General features: G+C 63.3%; 20 protein-coding genes. 5 read left to right on the top strand and 15 right to left on the bottom strand.

What is annotated here, in order from left to right; all coding sequences use genetic code 11:
- The first annotated feature begins 54 nt into the window (after positions 1–54).
- Positions 55–1,497 (top strand): SulP family inorganic anion transporter, encoded by a 1,443-nt coding sequence (locus RT028_RS08640; protein WP_312934293.1) that lies wholly within the window; start codon positions 55–57, stop codon positions 1,495–1,497.
- A 119-nt stretch (positions 1,498–1,616) separates the two neighbouring features.
- On the opposite strand, the gene RT028_RS08635 is transcribed toward RT028_RS08640, so the two are convergent.
- Complete coding sequence (locus RT028_RS08635; protein WP_312934292.1) at positions 1,617–2,045, bottom strand: hypothetical protein; 429 nt, start codon at positions 2,043–2,045, stop codon at positions 1,617–1,619.
- 149 nt (positions 2,046–2,194) lie between these two features.
- Here RT028_RS08635 and RT028_RS08630 point away from each other — a divergent pair, with 149 nt between their 5' ends.
- A complete protein-coding gene (locus tag RT028_RS08630) occupies positions 2,195–2,491 on the top strand; it encodes a hypothetical protein (RefSeq protein ID WP_312934291.1) in 297 nt (98 codons plus the stop codon).
- Between the two features lie 3 nt (positions 2,492–2,494).
- On the opposite strand, the gene RT028_RS08625 is transcribed toward RT028_RS08630, so the two are convergent.
- The 11 genes from RT028_RS08625 to cspD all read right to left on the bottom strand — a co-directional run bounded on the left by RT028_RS08625 (position 2,495) and on the right by cspD (position 15,971).
- Positions 2,495–3,745: an aspartate aminotransferase family protein gene (locus RT028_RS08625; protein ID WP_312934290.1), complete on the bottom strand. Its 1,251-nt coding sequence runs from the start codon at positions 3,743–3,745 to the stop codon at positions 2,495–2,497.
- Between the two features lie 117 nt (positions 3,746–3,862).
- Positions 3,863–4,759, bottom strand: coding sequence for a LysR substrate-binding domain-containing protein (locus tag RT028_RS08620; RefSeq protein ID WP_312934289.1), 897 nt, complete (start codon positions 4,757–4,759; stop codon positions 3,863–3,865).
- A gap of 351 nt (positions 4,760–5,110) precedes the next feature.
- Positions 5,111–7,081 carry a DNA topoisomerase III gene (locus tag RT028_RS08615; protein WP_312934288.1) on the bottom strand — a complete coding sequence of 657 codons (1,971 nt, stop codon included), beginning with the start codon at positions 7,079–7,081 and terminating at the stop codon, positions 5,111–5,113.
- 383 nt (positions 7,082–7,464) lie between these two features.
- On the bottom strand, positions 7,465–7,893 hold the full coding sequence (locus RT028_RS08610) for a GNAT family N-acetyltransferase (RefSeq protein ID WP_312934287.1): 429 nt from the start codon (positions 7,891–7,893) through the stop codon (positions 7,465–7,467).
- Entirely contained in the window at positions 7,886–9,052 is a 1,167-nt protein-coding gene (locus RT028_RS08605) for a cupin domain-containing protein (protein WP_312934286.1), read from the bottom strand. Before RT028_RS08605 ends, RT028_RS08610 begins: the two co-directional genes overlap by 8 nt.
- An 81-nt stretch (positions 9,053–9,133) precedes the next feature.
- A complete protein-coding gene (gene purB, locus RT028_RS08600) occupies positions 9,134–10,504 on the bottom strand; it encodes an adenylosuccinate lyase (RefSeq protein ID WP_312934285.1) in 1,371 nt (456 codons plus the stop codon).
- Between the two features lie 205 nt (positions 10,505–10,709).
- Positions 10,710–11,330, bottom strand: coding sequence for a high frequency lysogenization protein HflD (gene hflD / locus RT028_RS08595; protein ID WP_312934284.1), 621 nt, complete (start codon positions 11,328–11,330; stop codon positions 10,710–10,712).
- The gene (gene mnmA / locus RT028_RS08590; protein ID WP_312934283.1) at positions 11,327–12,451 is read right to left on the bottom strand and encodes a tRNA 2-thiouridine(34) synthase MnmA; all 1,125 of its coding nucleotides are present in this window, start codon (positions 12,449–12,451) and stop codon (positions 11,327–11,329) included. The genes hflD and mnmA overlap by 4 nt, the downstream gene beginning before the upstream one ends.
- A gap of 57 nt (positions 12,452–12,508) precedes the next feature.
- Complete coding sequence (locus tag RT028_RS08585; protein WP_312934282.1) at positions 12,509–12,949, bottom strand: NUDIX hydrolase; 441 nt, start codon at positions 12,947–12,949, stop codon at positions 12,509–12,511.
- 81 nt (positions 12,950–13,030) lie between these two features.
- Positions 13,031–15,256, bottom strand: a complete 2,226-nt coding sequence (locus tag RT028_RS08580) for an NADP-dependent isocitrate dehydrogenase (protein ID WP_312934281.1) — start codon at positions 15,254–15,256, stop codon at positions 13,031–13,033.
- 448 nt (positions 15,257–15,704) lie between these two features.
- A complete protein-coding gene (gene cspD / locus RT028_RS08575) occupies positions 15,705–15,971 on the bottom strand; it encodes a cold shock domain-containing protein CspD (RefSeq protein WP_312934280.1) in 267 nt (88 codons plus the stop codon).
- A 231-nt stretch (positions 15,972–16,202) separates the two neighbouring features.
- Between cspD and clpS the strand changes: the two genes are divergently transcribed.
- Both clpS and clpA read left to right on the top strand, forming a co-directional pair.
- Positions 16,203–16,565, top strand: a complete 363-nt coding sequence (gene clpS, locus RT028_RS08570) for an ATP-dependent Clp protease adapter ClpS (protein ID WP_312934279.1) — start codon at positions 16,203–16,205, stop codon at positions 16,563–16,565.
- 30 nt (positions 16,566–16,595) lie between these two features.
- The gene (gene clpA / locus RT028_RS08565; RefSeq protein WP_312934278.1) at positions 16,596–18,866 is read left to right on the top strand and encodes an ATP-dependent Clp protease ATP-binding subunit ClpA; all 2,271 of its coding nucleotides are present in this window, start codon (positions 16,596–16,598) and stop codon (positions 18,864–18,866) included.
- 94 nt (positions 18,867–18,960) lie between these two features.
- Here the strand turns inward: clpA and infA are convergent, their stop codons facing one another.
- The 3 genes from infA to aat form a co-directional block, all read right to left on the bottom strand.
- Entirely contained in the window at positions 18,961–19,179 is a 219-nt protein-coding gene (infA, locus tag RT028_RS08560) for a translation initiation factor IF-1 (RefSeq protein WP_002553999.1), read from the bottom strand.
- A gap of 103 nt (positions 19,180–19,282) precedes the next feature.
- Entirely contained in the window at positions 19,283–19,990 is a 708-nt protein-coding gene (locus tag RT028_RS08555; RefSeq protein ID WP_312934277.1) for an arginyltransferase, read from the bottom strand.
- Positions 19,991–20,044: 54 nt separating this feature from the next.
- Positions 20,045–20,737: a leucyl/phenylalanyl-tRNA--protein transferase gene (gene aat, locus RT028_RS08550; protein WP_312934276.1), complete on the bottom strand. Its 693-nt coding sequence runs from the start codon at positions 20,735–20,737 to the stop codon at positions 20,045–20,047.
- A gap of 360 nt (positions 20,738–21,097) precedes the next feature.
- On the opposite strand from aat, the gene RT028_RS08545 reads away from it, so the two are divergent.
- The coding region (locus tag RT028_RS08545; RefSeq protein WP_409567208.1) for a DNA translocase FtsK 4TM domain-containing protein at positions 21,098–22,568 on the top strand (1,471 nt) is incomplete at its 3' end.

Raw genomic sequence — 22,568 nt, 5'->3', positions numbered from 1 at the left:
CGGTCTCTCGCCTGATGGCCTGCTGTCGCGTACCCGCCTTGCCACAGGATCTTCATGAAACCCGCCCGACTTCGCGCCGACCTCCTGGCCGGCCTCACCACCGCATTCGCCTTGGTGCCCGAATGCATTGCCTTCGCCCTGGTGGCGCACCTCAACCCGCTCATGGGCCTGTATGGCGCCTTCATCATCTGCACGCTGACCGCGCTGTTCGGCGGCCGCCCCGGCATGATTTCCGGCGCAGCCGGGTCAATGGCGGTGGTGATCGTAGCGCTGGTGGTGCAGCACGGCGTCGACTATCTGCTGGCCACCGTGCTGCTGGGTGGCGCATTGATGGTGCTGTTCGGCGCCTTGCGCCTGGGCAAGTTGATTCGTCTGGTGCCGTATCCGGTGATGCTGGGCTTCGTCAACGGCCTGGCGATCGTGATCGCCATGGCGCAGCTGGAGCACTTCAAGCAGGGTGAGCGGTGGTTGAGCGGCGCGCCGCTGTACGTGATGGTGGGCCTGGTCGCCCTGACCATGCTGGTGGTCTATGTGCTGCCGAGGCTGACCAAGGCGGTGCCGCCGGCGCTGGTGGCGATTCTTGGCGTGGGCCTGCTGGTGTTCTTCTTCGACTTGCCCACGCGCACCTTGGGTGACATGGCACAGATCGCCGGCGGCCTGCCAGCGCTGGCCTGGCCGCAGGTGCCGTGGAACCTGGAGACCCTGCGGATCATCGCGCCCTATGCGCTGCTGATGGCCATGGTCGGCCTGCTCGAGACCCTGCTGACGCTCAACCTCACCGACGAAATCACCGAAAGCCGCGGCTTTCCTGACCGCGAGTGTGTGGCCTTGGGCGCGGCCAACATGGCCTCGGGGCTGTTCGGCGGCATGGGCGGCTGCGCCATGATCGGCCAGACCGTGATCAACCTCAGTTCTGGGGGTCGCGGGCGCTTGTCGGGCGTGGCGGCGGGGGTGATGATCCTGCTGTTCGTGCTGTTCCTTTCGCCGTTGATCGAGCGCATACCGCTGGCGGCACTGGTCGGGGTGATGTTCGTGGTGGCGCAGCAGACCTTTGCCTGGGCCTCGCTGCGGGTGCTGCACAAGGTCCCGGCCAGCGACATGCTGGCCATCGTGGCGGTCACGGTCGTGACGGTGCTCACTGACCTGGCGGCGGCCGTGCTGTTCGGCATCGTCATCGCAGCGATCAACTTCGCCTGGCAGCATGCCCGCGAGCTGTATGCCGAGGCCCATGTCGATGCCGAGGGGCACAAGCACTATCAGGCGCATGGCACGTTGTTCTTCGCCTCGACCACGCCGTTTCTCAACCAGTTCGACCCGGCCAGCGACCCCGCCCAGGTCACCCTGGACTGCCAGCACCTGAGTTTCGTCGATTACTCCGCCGTAGCCGCATTGCAGACGTTGCGGGAGCGCTACGCCAAGGCGGGTAAGCACCTGCGCGTGGTGCACCTGTCCGAGCGCTGCAAGAAGTTGCTGCATCGCGCTGGCGGGCAGCACTGAGCGGGCGTTAGCCGCCGCGGCACAGGCGTCGAGGGTAACCAGGCTGGGGCGGATACGCCTCCATGGGCGGTCATGCTGCGTTGAACGCAGCCCTCGCCTGAAAGCTATTCAGGCCTGGTCTAGTCGGCCAGGGCCTGTAAATGCCACTGGCCGTCTTCTTCGCGGGCCAGGCCGCTGGCGCCAAGCAGTGTGATCAGGCGTTCGTGCAGGCTGGGTTCGATGAATGTCCTGAGCTTGTCCAGGTTGAGCACGCCCAGCGTTTGTAGCTCTTCCTGGGTGTAGGACAGCCAGGCTTTCTTGAGCCGCAGCAGCACATCGCTGGCTGAAGTGCTGGCAAAGCGTCGATGGCTGACACTGCCGTCGAACGTGAAGGTGTGCAGGTGGCTGTAGTCGGCCTGTCCGCCGCCGTTTTCAACGCAGCGGTAGCAGGTGCACGGGCCCTCGCCGAAGGCGCCGCGCAGGTAGCTGTTGAATTCCACCACGGGCTTCAGCATCAGGCGTTTGTCGACATCGAACAGGTCGGCGGTCATGGGTTGGTCGGCGCTCACTCGGGTGTCCTCATGGGTGGGGCGTAGATCGGCGGGCACCGTACCAGATCGCAGCAGGCGAGACCATCGGCGGGCTAAAGACAAGCGCAACGCGCTGCCGTACTCTACGCGCCTTGTAGCGCTTCCCTATTGCCATTGAGGTCGACCCGTTGAGCACCTACCCCTACACCGCCACCATCACCGTCAGCACCGAAAACTACGCCGGTGACGTCGAAGCCTCGGAAAATCCCAATGTGCGGGTCGGTCTGGAAGCGGTTACCGAGACCTTGAAGAAGGTGCACTTCGTCAACACCCTGGCTGCCCCGCAAACGCCAACCCACATCTGCGTGACCCTGGAAAACGGCCTTGCCTACTACGGCCCGATCGTCAACGGTCACGCCGAGCTCGAAGGCGGCTGGATCGCGTTCGAGTGCGACATGCTGACCCCCGAAGAGCTGGGCCTGTAACGCCTAGACCAGCGTGGCCAGGCACGCTTCGAGCACATCCAGACCTTCTTCGAGTATTGCAGGCTCGATGGTCAGCGGCGCCAGCAGGCGAATGATGTGCCGGGCCTTGCCGCTGGGCATCAACAACAGGCCCTTGGCGCGGGCGACGTCCAGCAGCGTGGCCAGCTGTGCCGTGGCGGGGCTGCCGTCGGCATTGACCAGCTCGATGCCGCGCATCGCGCCGACACCCGTCAGGCGGCCCAGGCAGGGCGTCAGGCGGGTGGCCTGCCAGCGGTCGTAGCGCATCTGGATCGCCTGCGCCTGGCGCTCGCCCCAGGTCGACAGATTTTCATCGGTCATCTGTTCCAGGCTGGCCAATGCCGCCGCGCAGGCAATCGGGTTGCCTGAGTAAGTGCCGCCCAGGCCGCCCTTGGGCAGGGCTGACATCACCTCGCGCCGGCCGACTACCGCACCCAGTGGCATGCCGCCGGCCAGGCTCTTGGCAAGCAGCAACAGGTCAGGCTCGATGCCCAGGCGGGTAAAGCCAAACCGCTGGCCGGTGCGGCCGAAGCCCGACTGAATCTCGTCGGCGATGATCAGAATGCCGTGGCTGTCACAGAAGCGCCGCAAGGCCTGGGCGAAAGCCGGGTCCATCGCAAGAAAACCGCCTTCCCCCTGAACCGGTTCGAGAATGAACGCGGCGACGTCCTCTACGGCCAGCTCCACGCTGAACAGCCGCTCCAGCGCTTTCAAGCCTTCTTCGCAGGTCACGCCGGTGTCAGCGCTGGGGTAGGGCAGGTGGTACACCGGGCCCGGCAATTCGCCAATGCGCTGCTTGTACGGTGCCACTTTGCCATTGAGGTTGAGGGTGGCCAGGGTCCGGCCGTGGAAGGCGCCGTCGAAGGCGATGATGGCGCGTTTGCCGGTCGCGCCGCGCGCCACTTTCAGGGCGTTCTCCGCTGCTTCCGCGCCGCTGTTGGTGAGCATGCCCGCCAGCGGGTAGCTCACTGGAACGAACTGGCTGAGACGCTCCATGACCTGCAGATAGGGTGAGTGCGGGGCGGCGTTGAAGGCGTAATGGGTGAGGCGGGTGGCCTGCTCGCGGATCGCCTCGACCACGGCCGGGTTGCAGTGCCCCAGATTGAGCACGCCAATGCCGCCGACAAAATCGATGTAGCGCTTGCCGTCGCTGTCCCATACCTCGGCATTGCGGCCGTGGGACAGCGTGATCGGGTGAACGATGGAAATGGATTGGCTGATCGTGTCGGGGTTCATCTGCGCGCACGCCTGAGTTTGAATTAGGCGTTATCGAAGCGCGTCGGCGGGTCTGCGCGCAAACGAATTATCCGATTACAGTCATTCCCCCCAGGCATGACCCCGGCCGTTTCGTGATCAGCACTCAGCGACCAATCGCTCGCCGATCCAATCGACGAACGCACGCACCTTGGGCACCTGTGCCGCGTGTTCGGCATGGGCCATGAAGTGCCGACCATTGCTCGACACCGGATGATCCCATGCCACCACCAGCTTGCCCTCGGCCAGTTCTTCAGCCACCAGGTAGCGCGGAATCAGTGCAAGGCCGCAGCCGGCAATGGCAGCGCGAATGCATAGGTAGAAGGTGTCGAAGCGAGGGCCGTGGTAGCTGTTCTGGCTGTGCAGGCCCAGGCCCAGGAACCACTCGTGCCAGGCTTCAGGGCGTGAGGCACACTGCAGCAGGCGGTGCTCGGTCAGCGCGCTGGCGCTGTCGAAGGGGTGGCTGTTGAGCAGGGACGGGGCGCACACCGGCACCACGGTTTCGCTGAACAGCTCGATGCAGGTCGCGCCAGGCCAGGTGCCCTGGCCGAAGAAGAAGGCGATGTCAGCCTTGGCCTGCACCAGGTCGAACGGCTCCAGCTCGTTGCGCACATCCAGGTTGATGCGCGGGTAGCGATCGGCAAACCCCTGCAGGCGCGGGACCAGCCAGCGTGCGCCGAAGGTCGGCTGAGTGGCGATGCGCAATACCTCGGTGTCGTCGCCGTAACTGAGGATGTAGCGGCTGGACATGTCGATCTGGGTGAGGATCTTGTTCACCTCGGTGAGGTACAACGCGCCGGCCGGGGTCAGGTGCAGGCGCCTGCGAATCCGCTCGAACAGCGGGTGGCAGAGCATGTCCTCGAGCTGTGCGACTTGCTTGCTGACGGCGCTCTGGGTCAGGTGCAGCTCCTGGGCTGCGCGCGTGAAGCTCAGATGGCGTGCGGCGGCCTCGAAGCACTGCAGGGCAGTGGTCGAGGGCATCAGGCGTTTGGACATGGCGAATACGTACCGAACAGAAAAGGAAAAATTTCATTCTTTGAAGGAATGATGTGCCGCAAAAAGGTCGGTTGTCGGCCTGGGCGGCGTAGATTAATACTGATCTGCGTCAGTAATGGCAAGTTGCTGGGCGGTTAAAGCCGGTCGGCCCGCCAGCGGTGGCCGTTGTCGTTCGGGGCGTGCTTGCGAGTGATCGTTCGCAAAGCGCCGATCGACCCATGGACGAGCCGCTAGCAGGCTGGCGCTGGCATCTGAGGTGTGCCGCGCGCTCGGCGTTTGTTCAAGGTCGAGGCCGTGCTCAAGCCCCGCTCGCCGGTGTGCTGGGCTGAAACAGTAACGCAGATCGCGCCTTCAACTGGCGGCTTTCTTTCTGCGCTGTCGCGGCGCCGTCTTCGTGTCTGTTTTCGAGGAAGCAGTGCCCTGGGTCTTGCTGCCAGCGCGTTTTTTCTTCCAGGGCGGGCTTTTGCCGGAAGGCCCCAGCGGCGGGCCGCTGATGACCATGCGCAAGCCTGCGCAACGCTGCACCAGCTTGGTCATCCACGCCGATTGGCGGGTCACGAATGCCTCCAAGGTCATTTCGCCGCTTTGCACCATGTCCAGCGCCTGCTCCCAGATCGCTGTAGTGCCCGGGTCGGCGATGGCGCGCGGGACCGCATCGATCAGGCTGAACGCCGCAGGCGTGGCCGCCAGGGCCTTGCCTTGTTTGCACAGGTAGCCGCGGTCAAGCAGGCCCTGGATGATGCTGGCACGGGTGGCCTCGGTGCCGATGCCGGTGGTGTCCTTGAGCTTCTGTTTCAGGAGCGGATCATCGACCAGCCTGGCCACGTTCTTCATGGCCTTGATCAGGTCGCCCTCGGTGAGCGGCTTGGGCGGTTGCGTCCACAGGTCTTTGAGCTGCACCTTTTCCACGGCGCAGCCTTGGCCCTGGTGCAGGATCGGCAGCACTTGCGCAGGCGCGGCTTCACGGCCTTTGCCCGGTGTCAGTGCCTCTGGCAGTGCGCGGCGCCAGCCGGGCTCGACGATCTGCTTGCCGACGGCGCGTAGCGCGTGGCCGGCGCAGTCGAAGTCGGCCTGGGTGCGGTCGTACTCATGATAGGGCAGAAATTGTGCCAGGTAGCGGGCGCGGATCAGGGTGTACACCGCCTTGTGCTTGGCCGCCAGGCGCGCCGGGTCAGTGGCTGCCGCCGTTGGGATGATGCCGTGGTGTGCGGTGACGTTGCCGTCATTCCAGGCCCGCGAGCGGCGCGAGGCGTCCAGGTACGGTTGCAGCGCCGCCAGGCCCGCATCGGCGCGTTGCAGGGCGGCAAGAATGGCGCCGGCTTCGCCGTGCTGGCTCAGCGGCAGATAACCGCAATCGCTGCGCGGGTAAGTGATGAGCTTGTGGGTTTCGTAGAGCGCCTGGGCGATGTCGAGGGTTTCCTGGGCGCCGAGGCCGAGTTTCTTCGAGCACAGCTCCTGCAGGGTGCCGAGGTCAAACGGCAGGGGCGCGGCTTCACGCACGCGCTCGGTGACGATCTTGCTGACATGGGCCATGCCTGCGGCTTGCATGGCGGCCGCCGCAGCCTGGGCCAGGCCCTGTTGCAGGCAACGACCTTGCTCGTCGCAGACCGCCTCGGGCGGTCGCCACTGCGCGGTGAAAGACTGCCCGGCATGACCCAGCTGCACCTCGATGGCCCAGAACGGCACCGGTACGAACTGCGCGATGCTGCGATCGCGGTCCACCACCAGGCGCAGTGTGGGTGTTTGCACCCGGCCCACGGGCAGCACGCCCTGGTAGCCGGACTGCCGGCCGAGCAGGGTGAACAGCCGGCTCATGTTCATGCCGATCAGCCAGTCGGCCCGCGAGCGACCGAGTGCCGAGTGATACAGGTTGAAGGTGTCCTGGCCAGGCAGGAGGCGGCCCAGCGCCTTGCGAATGGAGGCGTCGTCCAGCACCGACAGCCACAAGCGTTGGACGGGTCCGCGGTAGCGGCAATGCTCGACCAGTTCGCGGGCGATCATTTCCCCTTCGCGGTCCGCATCGGTGGCAATGACCAGTTCGCGCGCTTCACCGAGCAGGCGCTTGACCACCTTGAACTGGCTGGCGGTCTTGGGTTTGACCAGCATTTTCCATTGATCGGGGATGATCGGCAGGTCGGCCAGCACCCAGCGTTTGTAACGCGCGTCGTAACTGTCGGGCGGGGCCGTTTCCAGAAGATGCCCAATGCACCAGGTGACGCACACGTCAGTGCCTTGCCAGCAGCCGTCGCCGCGCCGGTTGGCGCCGAGGACCTTGGCGATATCTTTGGCCTGGGAAGGCTTTTCACAGAGAAACAGGCGCATGACAGGAAACGCTTCATCAGGAAATCATGACCGCTAGGATGCGCAAGCCAGCGCGCGCAGGCAAGTTTTATCTGGATGGATGTACAGGATTTTGTGTCTGCGAAGGCTGCGCCTGGATCGGCGGCCTGTGAGCATCGATGGTACTGGGGTGGCATCGCACGGTCGCGGGTTGCGCGCGATGAGCGTTGCCCAGGGTCGCGGGGTGTCGCCGGTCAGCGAGCTTGCAGGCCGCCGCTGTTGTCTGCGTCTGGGCGGCAACGCCGGCAGGCGCTGGCGTGCCCGCGAACACCGCCAGGACGCCGCGGTTCATTCACAGAGCCGCGTCATCCCCGACGGTGTTCACAAGCCGGCCCACACTGGAGCAAGTGCACCACGGCGTACCGTCACGCGTCGCCGCCGCGCACCATGTCCACGTGCGGGATGCCCACTTCGAGAAACTCCTCACTCACCACGCGAAAACCCAGACGCTCATAGAACGGCGTGGCCTGCACCTGCGCGCTGAGCTTCTGCGGGACCAGTTGACGCGCCTGGGCCTCGGCGATCACGGCCTGCATCAGCGCATCACCGACCTTCAGCCCGCGCCAGTCCTTGAGCACCGAGACCCGGCCAATGGTGCCGTCGCCCAGCAGGCGCGCGGTACCGATCGGATAGTCGCCTTCGAGCGCCAGAAAATGCAGGGCGTTCTGGTCATCGGCGTCCCATTCCTGTTCCGGCGGCACCTGCTGCTCGGCGACGAACACCGCATCGCGGATGCGACGGATGTGGGCGTTGTCCTGCTTCCAGTCAGCCAGGCGCACACCGATCTTATTCATTGGCAAATCCAAGGCTGCCCTGTTTGACCAGCTGGCTGAGCAGCAGCACGGCTTCTTCGTCTTCCAGCCACTGGGCGAGGTTATCCGTGTGCAGGGCGTCGGCTGCGCAGATCAGCTTGAGCAGCTCGCGCAGGTGGCCGGACAGCAGGCGGCTCTGGCCGCTGGCGAACAGCACCAGGTCGGCATCCATTTCCGACCAGGCCATGCGAGCACTCGGGTTGCGAATCAGCAAGGCGCCCTGTGCCAGGGCATCGAGCAGGTCGGCGTCGGTCAGCTCTTCACCGGCAACCTGCTCGGGGTAGCGTGGCTCGGTCATGAACTGGCCGAACCAGGTCAAAAGCAGGCGCTCATCGCCCATGTGCTCGGCCAGCAAGGCCTTGAGGCGATCCAGCGCGTCGTGCTGGATCTGGTGCGGATCGCTGACCGGTTGGGCATCGGCGTCGCTGTAGCGTTCTTCGTCGGGCAGGAACTGGCTCAGGAAGTCGGTGAAGTGGGTCAGCACTTCAGCCGCGCTTGGCGCGCGGAAGCCGACCGAATAGGTCAGGCAGGCATCTTCGGCAACGCCGTAGTGGGCCAGGCGCGGCGGCAGGTAAAGCATGTCACCCGGCTGCAGAACCATCTCTTCGGACTGCTCGAACTCGGCCAGGATGCGCAGGTCGGCGTGGTCGAGCAGGGCGCTGTCGCTGTCGCACATCTGCCCCAGCTTCCAGTTGCGCTTGCCGTGGCCTTGCAGCAGGAACACGTCGTAGTTGTCGAAGTGTGGGCCGACACTGCCGCCGGGGGCGGCGTAGCTGATCATCACGTCATCGATGCGCCAGCTGGGCAGGAAACGGAAATGCTCCAGCAGCTCGGCCACTTCCGGCACGAACTGATCCACCGCCTGGACCAGCAGGGTCCAGTCGCGTTCTGGCAGGCTGGCGAAGGCGTCCTCGGCAAAGGGGCCGCGGCGCAGCTCCCACGGGCGCTCCCCGTGTTCGAGCACCAGGCGCGATTCGACCTCTTCTTCCAGCGCCAGGCCGGCCAGTTCATCGGGTTCGATCGGGCTCTCGAAGTCGCTGAAGGCCTGGCGCACCAGCAGCGGTTTCTTCTGCCAGTAATCACGCAGGAATTCACGCGCCGTCAGGCCGCCCAGCAACTGCAGTGGAGTATCAGAATTCATGTTCAACCTATTGAAAGATGAGGATTTTCATTCGCCAATAAAAACGCCCGGCTAAGCCGGGCGTTGGGCGCGACGGGCCGCTTAGATGCGTTTGGCCTGGGCCACGGCGCTACCGATGTAGCTGGCCGGGGTCAGCTGCTTGAGCTCGGCCTTGGCCTCGGCAGGCATGTCCAGCCCGTCGATGAAGGTCAGCAGCGCCTCGGGGGTGATGCCTTTGCCACGGGTCAGCTCTTTGAGCTTCTCGTAGGGGTTCTCGATGTTGAAGCGGCGCATGACGGTCTGGATCGGCTCTGCCAGGACTTCCCAGCAGGCGTCCAGGTCAGCGGCGATGCGCGCGGTATTGATTTCCAGCTTGCTGATGCCTTTGAGGCTGGCCTCGTAGGCGATCACGCTGTGCGCGAAGCCTACGCCCAGGTTGCGCAGCACGGTGGAATCGGTCAGGTCACGCTGCCAGCGCGAGATCGGCAACTTGCTGGCCAGGTGCTGGAACAGTGCGTTGGCGATACCGAGGTTGCCTTCGGAGTTCTCGAAGTCGATCGGGTTGACCTTGTGCGGCATGGTCGACGAGCCGATTTCGCCAGCCACGGTCTTCTGTTTGAAGTAGCCCAGCGAGATATAGCCCCAGACGTCACGGTCGAAGTCGATGAGGATGGTGTTGAAGCGCGCGATGGCGTCGAACAGCTCGGCGATGTAGTCGTGCGGCTCGATCTGCGTGGTGTAGGGGTTGAACTGCAGGCCCAGCTCGTCCTCGATGAACGCACGGGCATTGGCTTCCCAGTCGATCTGCGAGTAAGCCGAGAGGTGAGCGTTGTAGTTGCCCACCGCACCATTGATCTTGCCCAGCAGTGGCACGGCGGCGATTTGCGCGATCTGCCGCTCCAGGCGATAGACGACGTTGGCCAGCTCTTTGCCCAGGGTGGTCGGCGAAGCCGGCTGGCCGTGGGTGCGCGACAGCATCGGCACGTCGGCGTGAGCGTGGGCCTGGGCGCGGATGGCGTCGGCGATCTGGCGCATCAGTGGCAGCAGCACGTCGTCACGGCCAGCGCGCAGCATCAGGGCGTGGGACAGGTTGTTGATGTCCTCGCTGGTGCAGGCGAAGTGGATGAATTCACTCACCTTGGCCAGCTCAGGGAGCTTCGCAGCCTGCTCCTTGAGCAGGTACTCGATGGCCTTGACGTCGTGGTTGGTGGTGCGCTCGATCTCCTTCACGCGCTCGGCGTGGGCCAGCTGGAAGTCGCTGGCCAAGGTGTCGAGCACCGCATTGGCCTCAGCGGAGAAGGCCGGCACCTCAGGGATTTGCGGGTGGGCGGCCAGGCGCTGGAGCCAGCGCACCTCGACCAGGGCGCGGAAACGGATCAGGCCGTATTCGCTGAAGATGGGGCGCAAGGCCTGGGTTTTGCCGGCATAACGGCCGTCAACAGGGGAAACCGCAGTGAGCGAGGAAAGCTGCATGGGGTGTTCTCGGACAGTCAGGCTTTTGGAGGGCGCATATCATACATGAAATTGCGCCCTGGGTGGCACGGCGGACCAAAGGTCGTCGCCGCGGTCTATCACGTCGAGCGATACGCAAAGGGTGCGCAGGGCTGGCCGTCCCTGGCGCCCGTGCCGGTCGTCCAGCCACCGCCGCAGAACTCGTCGACACGCTGCGAGGCTCGGATCAAGCGCGCATCAGGTCATAGAGTTCATTGAGCAACTTGCGCCGGCTGAACACCAGCTGCCAGCGATGGCCGCCCAACTGGCGCCACAGGCGCGCGGCGCGAATGCCCGCCAACAGCAAGGCGCGGATTTTCGAAGCGTTGTTGGCCTGCTGCAGGAAGCGCATGTCGCCGTGCACCTGGATGCGCTGGCGCAAGGTGCTGAGGGTGTCCTGGTACAGCGCGCCGCTGGATGCGATCACGTTGTCGTGCACCAGGCCGAAGTGATCGGCCTGCGACTGGATCTGCGGCAGACGCTTGCCAATGATCTCGAGCATGTCGCCGCGCTTGGCCAGTTGCCGTTCCAGCCCCAGCATCGACAGGGCATAGCGCAGCGGCTCACGCTGAAGAATGGCCGGGTCGCGTTCCAGCGCGCCGACCAGCGCGCGGTAGCCCTCGCGCAGGTTCAGGTCATCACCGCCGAACACTTCCAGGGTGTCCTTGGGGTCGCGCACCAGCAGGCTGCCAAGCATGCAGCCCAGGTTGGCCTCGCTGGCCTGGCCGGTGCGTGCCAGTTGGTCGACCAGTACCGCGGCCTGGAATACACCCCCCAGGGCAATCAACTGCTCCTTGGTCGTGCTCATGTACGCGGGCTCCAGGGCTCGGCGGTTTCGATCACGCCGCCACCCAGGCACACCTCACCGTCATAGAACACCACGGACTGGCCGGGGGTCACGGCGCGCTGCGGCTCATCGAACACCGCGCGATAACCCGATTCGGTGCGCTCCAGCACGCAGGCCTGATCGCCCTGGCGGTAGCGGACCTTGGCAGTCAGCCGGCGCGGGGCGGCAAGGTCGACAGGGTTGACCCAGAAGATGTCCGAAGCCAGCAGTGCGCGGGAGAACAACCACGGGTGCTCGTTGCCCTGGCCCACCACCAGCACATTGCGCGTCAGGTCCTTTTCCAGTACGTACCAAGGCTCGTCGCCGGCGTCCTTCAGGCCGCCAATCCCCAGGCCCTGGCGCTGGCCGATGGTGTGGTACATCAGGCCGTGATGCTGGCCGATCACCTCGCCGTCGGTGGTCTGGATCTCCCCGGGCTGGGCCGGCAGGTACTGCTTGAGAAAATCGCTGAAGCGACGTTCACCGATGAAGCAGATCCCGGTGGAATCCTTTTTCTTCGCCGTCGCCAGCCCGTGTTGCTCGGCAATGGCGCGTACCGCAGGCTTTTCCAGCTCGCCCACGGGGAACAGGGTGCGAGCGATCTCGCTGCCGCCTACGGCGTGCAGGAAATAGCTCTGGTCCTTGTTCGGGTCGAGGCCCTTGAGCAGCTCGGTCAACGCGCCGGTGTCGCGACGGCGCACGTAGTGGCCGGTGGCGATCAGGTCGGCGCCCAGCGACAGCGCGTAATCGAGGAAGGCTTTGAACTTGATTTCCCGGTTGCAGAGGATGTCCGGGTTGGGCGTGCGCCCGGCCTTGTATTCTTCGAGGAAATGCTCGAACACGTTGTCCCAGTATTCGGCTGCGAAGTTGGCGGTGTGCAGGGTGATGCCGATGCGGTCGCACACGGCCTGGGCGTCGGCCAGGTCTTCGCGGGCAGTGCAGTACTCGGTGCCGTCGTCTTCCTCCCAGTTCTTCATGAACAGCCCTTCCACCTGGTAGCCCTGCTGCATGAGCAGGACGGCGGAAACGGAGGAGTCCACGCCGCCGGACATGCCGACGATGACGCGGGTCTGGGCGGGGTCTTTACGTGCTGGGTTGGTCATGATTACCGGCGTGTATCAGGGAAAAAATGCCGATTCTATCAGGCTGCCGGTCGCGCGTCAGTCGCGCAGCAGGGCCAGGCTGTGCAGCGGGCCGGCGAGGTAGTCATCGATGCAGCGCGGTACCAGCTCGCTGCGCCAGCGCGCGGGGTCTGCCAGCAGCTCATCGCGGCTCAGCCACAGGGCACGCTCGATATCGCTGTCCAGGGCGCGTTCAGTGTGATGTCGAACGGGGCGAGCGGCGAAGCAGATACGCTGGTAGGTCACGCCATTGCTCGGCGCGGTATACAGGTAGATGCCGACCAGGCCGGTGAGCTCGACCTCCCAGGCGGTTTCCTCGAGGGTCTCGCGCAGGGCCGCCTCGCGCAGGCTTTCGTTGGGTTCAAGGTGCCCGGCGGGCTGGTTGAACACGTGTTGGCCTGCTTTGAATTCCTCGACCATGAGGAAGCGGCCATCGCGCTCGACCACGGTGGCGACGGTGATGTGCGGGTGCCAGGTCATTGATCGCTCCAGAGAGGTAGTGTGCAGACAGCACAAACCCCGGTGCGTGGCCGGGGTTTGTGGTGTGACTTCAGCTAAACCTTACAGCGCGGCGATGGCGCTGTTGAAGGTCTGGCTCGGACGCATCACCTTGGCGGTGAGCTCCGGGCTCGGTGCGTAGTAGCCACCGATGTCGGCCGGCTTGCCCTGAACGGCGTTCAGTTCGGCGACGATGGTCGCTTCCTGCTCGGTCAGTGCCTTGGCCAGCGGGGCGAAGCGCGTTTGCAACGCAGCGTCGTCAGACTGCGCAGCCAGCGCCTGGGCCCAGTACAGGGTCAGGTAGAAGTGGCTGCCGCGGTTGTCGATGCCGCCCACTTTGCGCGAAGGCGACTTGTTGGTGTCGAGGAACTTGCCGGTAGCCTGGTCGAGGGTATCGGCCAGGACCTTGGCGCGGGCGTTGTCGTAGGTGTTGCCCAGGTGCTCGAGCGACGCCGCCAGGGCGAGGAACTCACCCAGCGAATCCCAGCGCAGGAAGTTCTCTTCCACCAGCTGCTGCACGTGCTTGGGCGCCGAGCCGCCAGCGCCGGTCTCGAACAGGCCGCCACCGCTCATCAGCGGCACGATCGACAGCATCTTGGCGCTGGTACCCAGTTCCATGATGGGGAACAGGTCGGTGAGGTAGTCGCGCAGCACGTTGCCGGTCACCGAGATGGTGTCCTTGCCTTCGCGGATGCGTGCCAGCGAGAACTTGATCGCTTCGACCGGTTCCAGGATGCGAATGTCCAGGCCGCTGGTGTCGTGATCCTTCAGGTACTGCTCGACCTTCTTGATCATGACCGCGTCGTGGGCGCGCGCAGGGTCGAGCCAGAAGACTGCTGGCGTGTCGCTCAGGCGGGCGCGGTTGACGGCCAGCTTGACCCAGTCCTGGATCGGAGCGTCCTTGGTCTGGCACATGCGGAAGATGTCACCGGCTTCGACGTTCTGCTCCAGAATCACCTTGCCGCTGCCATCGACCACGCGAACCACGCCGTCGGCCTTGATCTGGAAGGTCTTGTCGTGGGAGCCGTATTCTTCGGCCTTCTGCGCCATCAGGCCAACGTTCGGTACGCTGCCCATGGTGGTCGGGTCGAAGGCGCCATGGGTCTTGCAGTCTTCGATGGTGGCCTGGTAGATGCCGGCGTAGCAGCGGTCCGGGATGATCGCCTTGGCATCCTGCAGCTCGCCAGCAGCGTTCCACATCTTGCCCGAGTCGCGGATCATGGCCGGCATCGAGGCGTCGACGATGACATCGCTCGGCACGTGCAGGTTGGTGATGCCCTTGTCGGAGTTGACCATGGCCAGGGCCGGACGCTCGGCGTACAGGGCCTGCAGGTCGCCTTCGATCTGCGCTTGCAGGTCGGCCGGCAGGTCCTTGATGCGGGCGTACAGGTCGCCAATGCCGTTGTTGGGGTTGAAGCCGACATCGGTCAGGGACGAGGCGTACTTTTTCAGTACTTCGCCGTAGAAGGCTTCGACGATGATGCCGAACATGATCGGGTCGGAGACTTTCATCATGGTGGCTTTCAGGTGCACCGAGAGCAGCACGCCGGCGGCCTTGGCATCGGCGATCTGCTCGACGATGAAGGCTTGCAGGGCTTTGCGGCTCAGGGTGGCGCAGTCGACCACTTCCGCAGCCTTGACCGTGGTTTTCTCTTTCAGCACGGTGGTGGTGCCGTCTTTGCCGGCCAGCTCGATGCGCACGGCGCCATCGGCCTCGATCAGTGCAGCCTTTTCACTGCCGTAGAAATCGCCCTGGCTCATGTGCGAGACGTGGGATTTCGAGTCGGCCGCCCAGGCGCCCATCTTGTGCGGGTGCTTGCGGGCATAGTTCTTGACCGAGAGCGGTGCGCGACGGTCAGAGTTGCCTTCGCGCAGCACCGGGTTCACGGCGCTACCCTTGATGCGGTCATAGCGGGCGCGCGATTCCTGTTCGGCGTCGGTGCTCGGCTCATCGGCATAGTCAGGGATGTTGTAGCCCTGCGCCTGCAATTCCTTGACCGCAGCCTTGAGCTGCGGGACCGAGGCCGAGATGTTCGGGAGCTTGATGATGTTGGCTTCAGGAGTGGTGGCCAATTGGCCCAGTTCCGCCAGGTGATCGCCTACGTGTTTCTCGGCACCCAGTTGCTCCGGGAATGCCGCGAGGATACGGCCTGCCAGGGAGATGTCGCGGGTTTCGACCGTGATGTCGGCACAAGCGGTGAACGCTTCGATGACCGGCAGCAGTGAATAGGTGGCGAGGGCAGGGGCTTCGTCGGTGAAGGTATAGATGATCTTGGAACGGGTGGGCATGCGGGTTAACTCTCTGTGTTGCTGCGCGAGCCCGAGTCTCGAAGTGCGCTGGGTAGGCGCTGCGCCCTGCGAAGGCGCGGTCGAGCGGCCGCGAGCGGTGATGGTGGATGCATCATTCGAGCGTCAATGCTGGCGTGCGGTAACACGTCAGGCTGTCCCGGGCTCGCGGCCTTTGCGGACCGGTCCCGGAGGTGGAGCGAGCCGCATATTCCTAGGGTTCGCCCCGGTGACCCTGCGGTCAGCGACGGAGTATATCAAACCCGCCGGCCTAATCAGCAAGGCTGAGTGATATAGGCCTGCATATAAGACCAAAGATGTAGGAGCAATGTGGTGCGTTGTCGCACGGCCGGCACGCAGTCATGCCGTCGATGGACGCGGCCATGACCGCTGCAGCAGGCATGAAGGGCGCGAGTCTGCCCCGCCCAGGTGGGCGAGGGACTCAATGGGCTCAGGCGTGGACGTGAGGGTGTAGCTTGCAGGTGTTGGGCGCGTCCGCCGCCGCAGCATCGTTGGGGTCATTGCAGATATTCTCGGCATGCAATCCCTTGGGGCCCTGGATGATATCGAACACCACCCGCTGGCCGGCCCTCAGGGTCTTGAAGCCGTCCATCTGAATCTTGGAATAATGAACGAACAGGTCTTCGGCACGACCCTCTTCATTAATGAAGCCGTAGCCCTTTTCATTGTTGAACCACTTGACTTTACCTGTCGCCATCCCTAAGCACCTCTGCAAAGAACCCCATGACTGGAGTATCATTCTCGGTATCCGCATACAGATCTTGCGAAAAAAATCTGGTTGACTGCGCGGAGCTTTATCGAACACGGTGGGTCATTATTGGTTGTAACACCGTTTAGCGGTTAGTCAAGGACGCTTCAGCGGCGCGCAGCCGGGCTGTTCGGGTAGTCGACCTCCATTTAAACCTGCCGATGTGATGAATTTCTTTCCATGCATGCACACAGTCAGATTCGTCTAACATTCAATCAGGATCCCCCACACGAGCAGGAGGACGACGCTTCTGGTCTCGCCGTCCAGGAAGCCAAGCCCGCCCTGCAGGCCCCACCGATGTACAAGGTGGTTTTGTTCAACGATGACTACACACCAATGGATTTCGTCGTCGAGGTACTCGAGACGTTTTTCAATCTCAATCGAGAGCTGGCGACCAAGATCATGCTGACCGTCCATACCGAAGGACGAGCAGTGTGCGGCCTGTTTACCCGCGACATTGCCGAAACCAAGGCCATGCAGGTCAACCAGTACGCCCGGGAAAGCCAGCATCCGCTACTCTGTGAAATCGAGAAGGACGGTTAATCGCCGACCACTTGGGTATGAGGTGAAGCTATGTTAAACCGCGAGCTCGAAGTCACCCTCAATCTGGCCTTCAAGGAGGCTCGTTCGAAGCGTCATGAATTCATGACCGTCGAACACCTGCTGTTGGCACTGCTTGACAACGAAGCTGCTGCAACCGTTCTGCGCGCCTGTGGCGCAAATCTCGACAAGCTCAAGCACGATCTGCAAGAGTTCATCGATTCCACGACACCTCTGATTCCCGTGCACGACGAAGACCGCGAAACGCAGCCCACCCTGGGCTTCCAGCGTGTGCTGCAGCGCGCGGTCTTCCATGTGCAGAGTTCCGGCAAGCGTGAAGTCACCGGCGCCAACGTGCTGGTGGCCATCTTCAGCGAGCAGGAAAGCCAGGCGGTCTTTCTTCTCAAGCAGCAAAGCGTTGCTCGCATCGATGTGGTCAATTTCATTGCTCACGGCATTTCCAAGGTGCCGGGTCATGGTCCGAGCACCGATGGCGAGCAGGAGATGCAGGATGAGGAGGGTGGCGAGACCGGCAACTCGAGCAATCCGCTCGACGCGTATGCCAGCAACCTGAACGAACAGGCTCGCCAGGGGCGTATCGACCCGTTGGTGGGTCGTGAGTCCGAGGTGGAGCGTGTCGCCCAGATCCTGGCGCGCCGGCGCAAGAACAACCCCCTACTGGTGGGCGAGGCGGGCGTTGGCAAAACGGCCATTGCCGAAGGTCTGGCCAAACGCATTGTCGATGGTCAGGTGCCCGATCTGCTGGCCCAGAGCGTGGTGTATTCGCTCGACCTGGGTGCGCTGCTGGCAGGCACCAAATACCGTGGCGATTTCGAGAAGCGCTTCAAGGCGTTGCTGGGTGAGCTGCGCAAGCGCCCTCAGGCCATTCTGTTCATCGATGAAATTCACACCATCATCGGTGCCGGTGCAGCCTCGGGCGGGGTGATGGACGCTTCCAACCTGCTCAAACCGCTGCTGTCATCGGGCGACATCCGGTGCATCGGCTCGACCACCTTCCAGGAGTTTCGCGGCATCTTCGAGAAGGACCGCGCCCTTGCACGACGCTTCCAGAAGGTCGACGTGTCCGAGCCGTCGGTGGAAGACACCATCGGCATTCTGCGTGGCCTGAAGGGTCGCTTCGAAAGCCACCATCACATCGAGTACAGCGACGAGGCGCTGCGTGCAGCAGCCGAGCTGGCGGCGCGCTATATCAATGATCGCCACATGCCTGACAAGGCCATTGACGTCATCGATGAAGCCGGTGCTTACCAGCGCCTGCAGCCCGAGGCCAATCGCGTCAAGCGTATCGAGGTCGAGCAGGTCGAAGACATCGTCGCGAAAATCGCGCGCATTCCGCCAAAACATGTCACCAGTTCCGACAAGGAACTGCTGCGCAACCTTGAGCGTGATCTGAAGCTGACGGTGTTTGGCCAGGACCCGGCCATCGATGCACTGGCGACCGCCATCAAGCTGTCGCGTGCCGGTCTGAAGTCGCCGGACAAACCTGTAGGTTCGTTCCTGTTCGCTGGTCCTACCGGCGTGGGCAAGACCGAAGCGGCGCGACAGCTGGCCAAGGCGATGGGCGTCGAGCTGGTGCGATTCGACATGTCCGAGTACATGGAACGTCACACTGTGTCGCGCCTGATCGGTGCACCGCCCGGTTACGTCGGTTTCGATCAGGGTGGCTTGCTGACCGAAGCGATCACCAAGCAGCCGCACTGCGTGTTGCTGCTCGATGAAATCGAGAAGGCGCATCCGGAAGTCTTCAACCTGCTGTTGCAGGTCATGGACCACGGTACGCTGACCGACAACAATGGTCGCAAGGCCGACTTCCGTAACGTGATCCTGATCATGACCACCAACGCCGGTGCTGAAACGGCGGCACGTGCCTCGATCGGCTTCACGCACCAAGACCATGCATCAGATGCCATGGAGGTGATCCGCAAGAGCTTCACGCCGGAGTTCCGCAACCGCCTGGACACCATCATCCAGTTTGGTCGTCTTTCCCACGAGACGATCAAGAGCATCGTCGACAAGTTCCTCATCGAGCTTCAGGCGCAACTGGAAGACAAGCGGGTGCTGCTGGAAGTCAGCGACGAAGCACGAGGATGGTTGGCCAGTTCCGGCTACGACGTGCAGATGGGTGCACGCCCGATGGCGCGACTCATCCAGGACAAGATCAAGCGGCCCTTGGCCGAAGAGATCTTGTTCGGCGAGTTGGCCGAGCACGGCGGAGTGGTTCACGTCGAGTTGCGTGACGGTGAGCTGGTGTTCGACTTCGAGACAACCGCCGAAGTGGCTTGAGCAGTGCTTGAGCGGTACGGGGTCGCTTGGCGATCCCGGTTCCACGCCCATGAAAAAGCCCGGCACACTGGCCGGGCTTTTTCATGACTGAGAGTTAGCGCGCGCGGTAGGTAATGCGGCCTTTGCTCAGGTCATAGGGCGTCAGTTCGACGCGTACTTTGTCACCCGTGAGAATTCGGATGTAGTTCTTGCGCATCTTTCCGGAGATGTGCGCGGTCACGACGTGCCCGTTTTCCAACTCCACGCGGAACATGGTGTTGGGCAGGGTGTCGACGACAGTACCTTCCATTTCGAAGCTGTCTTCTTTCGACATGCAGTAGAGCCCTCGGTATTCAATGAAGCGCCCGCTGCATACATGCAACGGGCAAAAAAGTGGCGTGGATTATGCCGCAAATGTGCAGTTGCAGCCACTGCTTTCAGTTAAGCGTGACCCAGCGCTGGTTAATCAGCAGCTCAATGGGCCGGTATTGGGTCTTGTAGTTCATTTTCTTGCAGTTCTTGATCCAGTATCCGAGGTACAACGCTTCTAGGTTCTGCTGCAGGGTTTCACGGATTTGCCAGAGGATGGCGAAGCGGCCCAGGCTGCGGCGCTCTTCGTCCGGATCGTAGAAGGTGTAGACCGCCGACAGGCCATTGGGCAGCAGGTCGCACACGGCAATCGCCAGCAAGCGGCCTTCGAGGCGGAATTCATAGAACCAGGAAAAGGGCAGGTCGCGGACCAGGAACGTGGTGAATTGCTCACGACTGGGTGGGAACATGTCGCCGTCGGCGTGGCGCTGTTCGATGTAACGGCGATAGAGGTCGAAGTATTCTTCGCTGAAGGTGGGCCGTACGGCCGTGACCTGCAGGTCCTGATTGCGGACAAGGATACGCCGTTGCTGGCGATTGGGTGTAAAGCGCGCCGCAGGGATGCGTGCCGGCACGCAGGCGCTGCACTGCTGGCAGTGCGGTCGGTACAGGTGATCGCCGCTGCGCCGAAAGCCCATTTCCGAGAGATCGGCATACACATGCACATCCATCGGCTGGCTGGGGTCGAGAAACAGGGTGGTGGCCTGTTCGTTGGGCAGGTAGCTGCAGGAGTGCGGCTGAGTGGCGTAGAACCTCAGGCGTGCCAGCTCGGTCATGGTCAACCCCCTCCTGTCAATGGGTGCGCAGTGCCTGTCAGTGTAAGCCAGCCCTCAGGACTGTGCTGTGTTGGACCAGCACATTGCGCTGGGTTGATCGAGGTGCTGGTCGAGGTAATCGGCGAAATGATGCCGGCTGATCGCGCGGGCACCAAAGCTGTGCAGGTGCTGCGAGGGCATCTGGCAATCGATCAGCACGAAGCCGGCTTCATGCAGCTGCTGGACCAGCGTGGCAAAGCCGACTTTGGAGGCATTGTCGGCGCGACTGAACATCGATTCGCCGAAAAACAGCCGGCCAATCGCCAGGCCATACAGGCCGCCGACCAGTTCGCCGTCGGCGCGCACCTCCACCGAATGGGCGATGCCGTCGGCATGCAGCTGACAGTACGCGGCTTGCATGGGTTCGGTGATCCAGGTCCCGTCGGTATAGCTACGCGGTGCTGCGCAGGCTCGGATGACCGCGGCGAAGTCGGTGTCGAACGAAACGCTGTAGTGCCCCTGGCGCATCAGCTTGGCCAGCGAGCGCGAAACGCGCAGCTCATCGGGAAACAGCACCGTGCGAGGGTCTGGCGACCACCAGAGGATCGGCTGGCCGTCCTGATACCAGGGAAAACAGCCGTGCCGGTAAGCGGCAAGCAGGCGGGCCGGGCTGAGGTCGCCGCCGGCGGCCAGCAGGCCGTTGGGTTCGCGCAGCGCCTTGTTCAGTGCCGGAAAGCTGGATGAATCGCGTTTGAGCCAGGTCAGCATGGTCGTCGAGGCGGCAGGGGAGGGGAGTGGCCCTCAGCATGGCGCGCCAGGCGATTCAGGTCAACGGCCACGCAGATGGTGGGCTGAAGGCTCTAGGCCGGGTTTTTTCCTACATCGGCAGGCCGGCTGGCACCATTGGGTACATTTGCTGTCACACCTGTGCAAAAACACAGCATAAGCCTTTGTCACGCAAGGCAATGCGTGCTCAAATTGGCGCCATTGGAAACCGATCCCCGTTCATGCCGCTGCGGTTATCTGCCGTGGCAGCCGAGGGACAGTAATGTTAAAAAGTAGTGACTGTTGGCCACTGTCCAGGCCAAACGCTACTGGACGCGCACTACGCGCAGGAATACAGGCGTTTTGAAAAAAACCACCGCAACCCCGACCCCTTTGCCCGTGCCGCAGTGGCGCCAGCAGATGCATTACCGGCTCAAGGAAGGTGCGCTGATCGCTGTTGGCGCGCTGTGCCTCTATCTGTGGATGGCGCTGCTGACGTTCGACGCCGCCGATCCGGGTTTCAGCCATACCAGCAACCTCGATCAGGTGCAGAACGCTGCTGGCAAGGCCGGGGCCTACCTGGCCGACATCATGTTCATGGTATTGGGGTACTTCGCCTACATCTTCCCCTTGCTGCTGGCCATCAAGACCTGGCAGATCTTCCGTGAGCGGCACCAGCCCTGGCAGTGGAGCGGCTGGCTGTTCTCCTGGCGGCTGATCGGCCTGGTGTTTCTGGTGCTGTCGGGCGCCGCCCTGGCGCACATCCATTTCCACCCCTCGGCGAGCCTGCCCTTCGCCGCAGGCGGCGCGCTGGGCGAAGGCCTGGGCGAGCTGGCTCGCAGCCTGCTCAACGTACAAGGCAGCACGCTGCTGTTCATCGCACTGTTCCTCTTCGGCCTCACCGTGTTCACTGACCTGTCGTGGTTCGCGGTGATGGACATGACCGGCAAGCTCACACTGGACCTGTTCGAGTTGCTGCAAGGCGCTACCAGTCGCTGGTGGGACGCACGCAGCGAGCGCAAGCGCCTGGTCGCGCAATTGCGCGAAGTGGATGAGCCGGTGCTGAGCGCTGCGCCGGCGCTCAAGCGCGAGCCTGTCAAAGCCCGTGAAGTGCGTGAACGTGTGGTCGAACGTGAGCCGGCGCTGGCGCCTGCGCCAGCACCGGTTGCGGCTCCTGCCAAGCCGGCTCCTGCTCCTGCTCCGGCACCAGAGCCGATCGCTGCGCGCGAAGTACGCTCCGCACCGGTCATCATGCCGCCTGCCAGCAAGGAGCCGGTCAGAGCGCCTGAGTTGAACAAGCGCAACATCGCCGAAAAACCCGTCCAGCAGTTCGTTGACAGTGCGGTCAAGGGCACCTTGCCGCCGATCTCGATTCTCGATCCTGCCGAAGAGAAGAAGATCGAATACTCACCCGAATCCCTCGCCGGCGTCGGCAACCTGCTGGAAATCAAGCTCAAGGAGTTTGGCGTCGAGGTCACTGTCGACTCGATCCATCCGGGCCCGGTGATTACCCGCTACGAAATCCAACCGGCCGCCGGCGTCAAGGTCAGCCGCATTTCCAACCTGGCCAAGGACCTGGCGCGGTCGATCGCCGTGACCAGCGTGCGGGTGGTCGAGGTGATCCCGGGCAAGACCACCGTCGGCATCGAGATCCCCAACGAGAACCGGCAGATCGTGCGCTTCTCCGAGGTCCTGTCCTCGAGCCTGTTCGATGAATCCAAGTCGCCGGTTGCCCTGGCTCTGGGCCACGACATCGGCGGCAAGCCGGTGATCACCGATCTGGCCAAGATGCCGCACCTGCTGGTGGCCGGTACCACCGGTTCCGGTAAATCGG

The organism is Pseudomonas sp., from assembly GCF_032058845.1.
GTDB lineage: Bacteria > Pseudomonadota > Gammaproteobacteria > Pseudomonadales > Pseudomonadaceae > Aquipseudomonas.
This window is presented reverse-complemented; position numbering and strand designations above follow the sequence as displayed.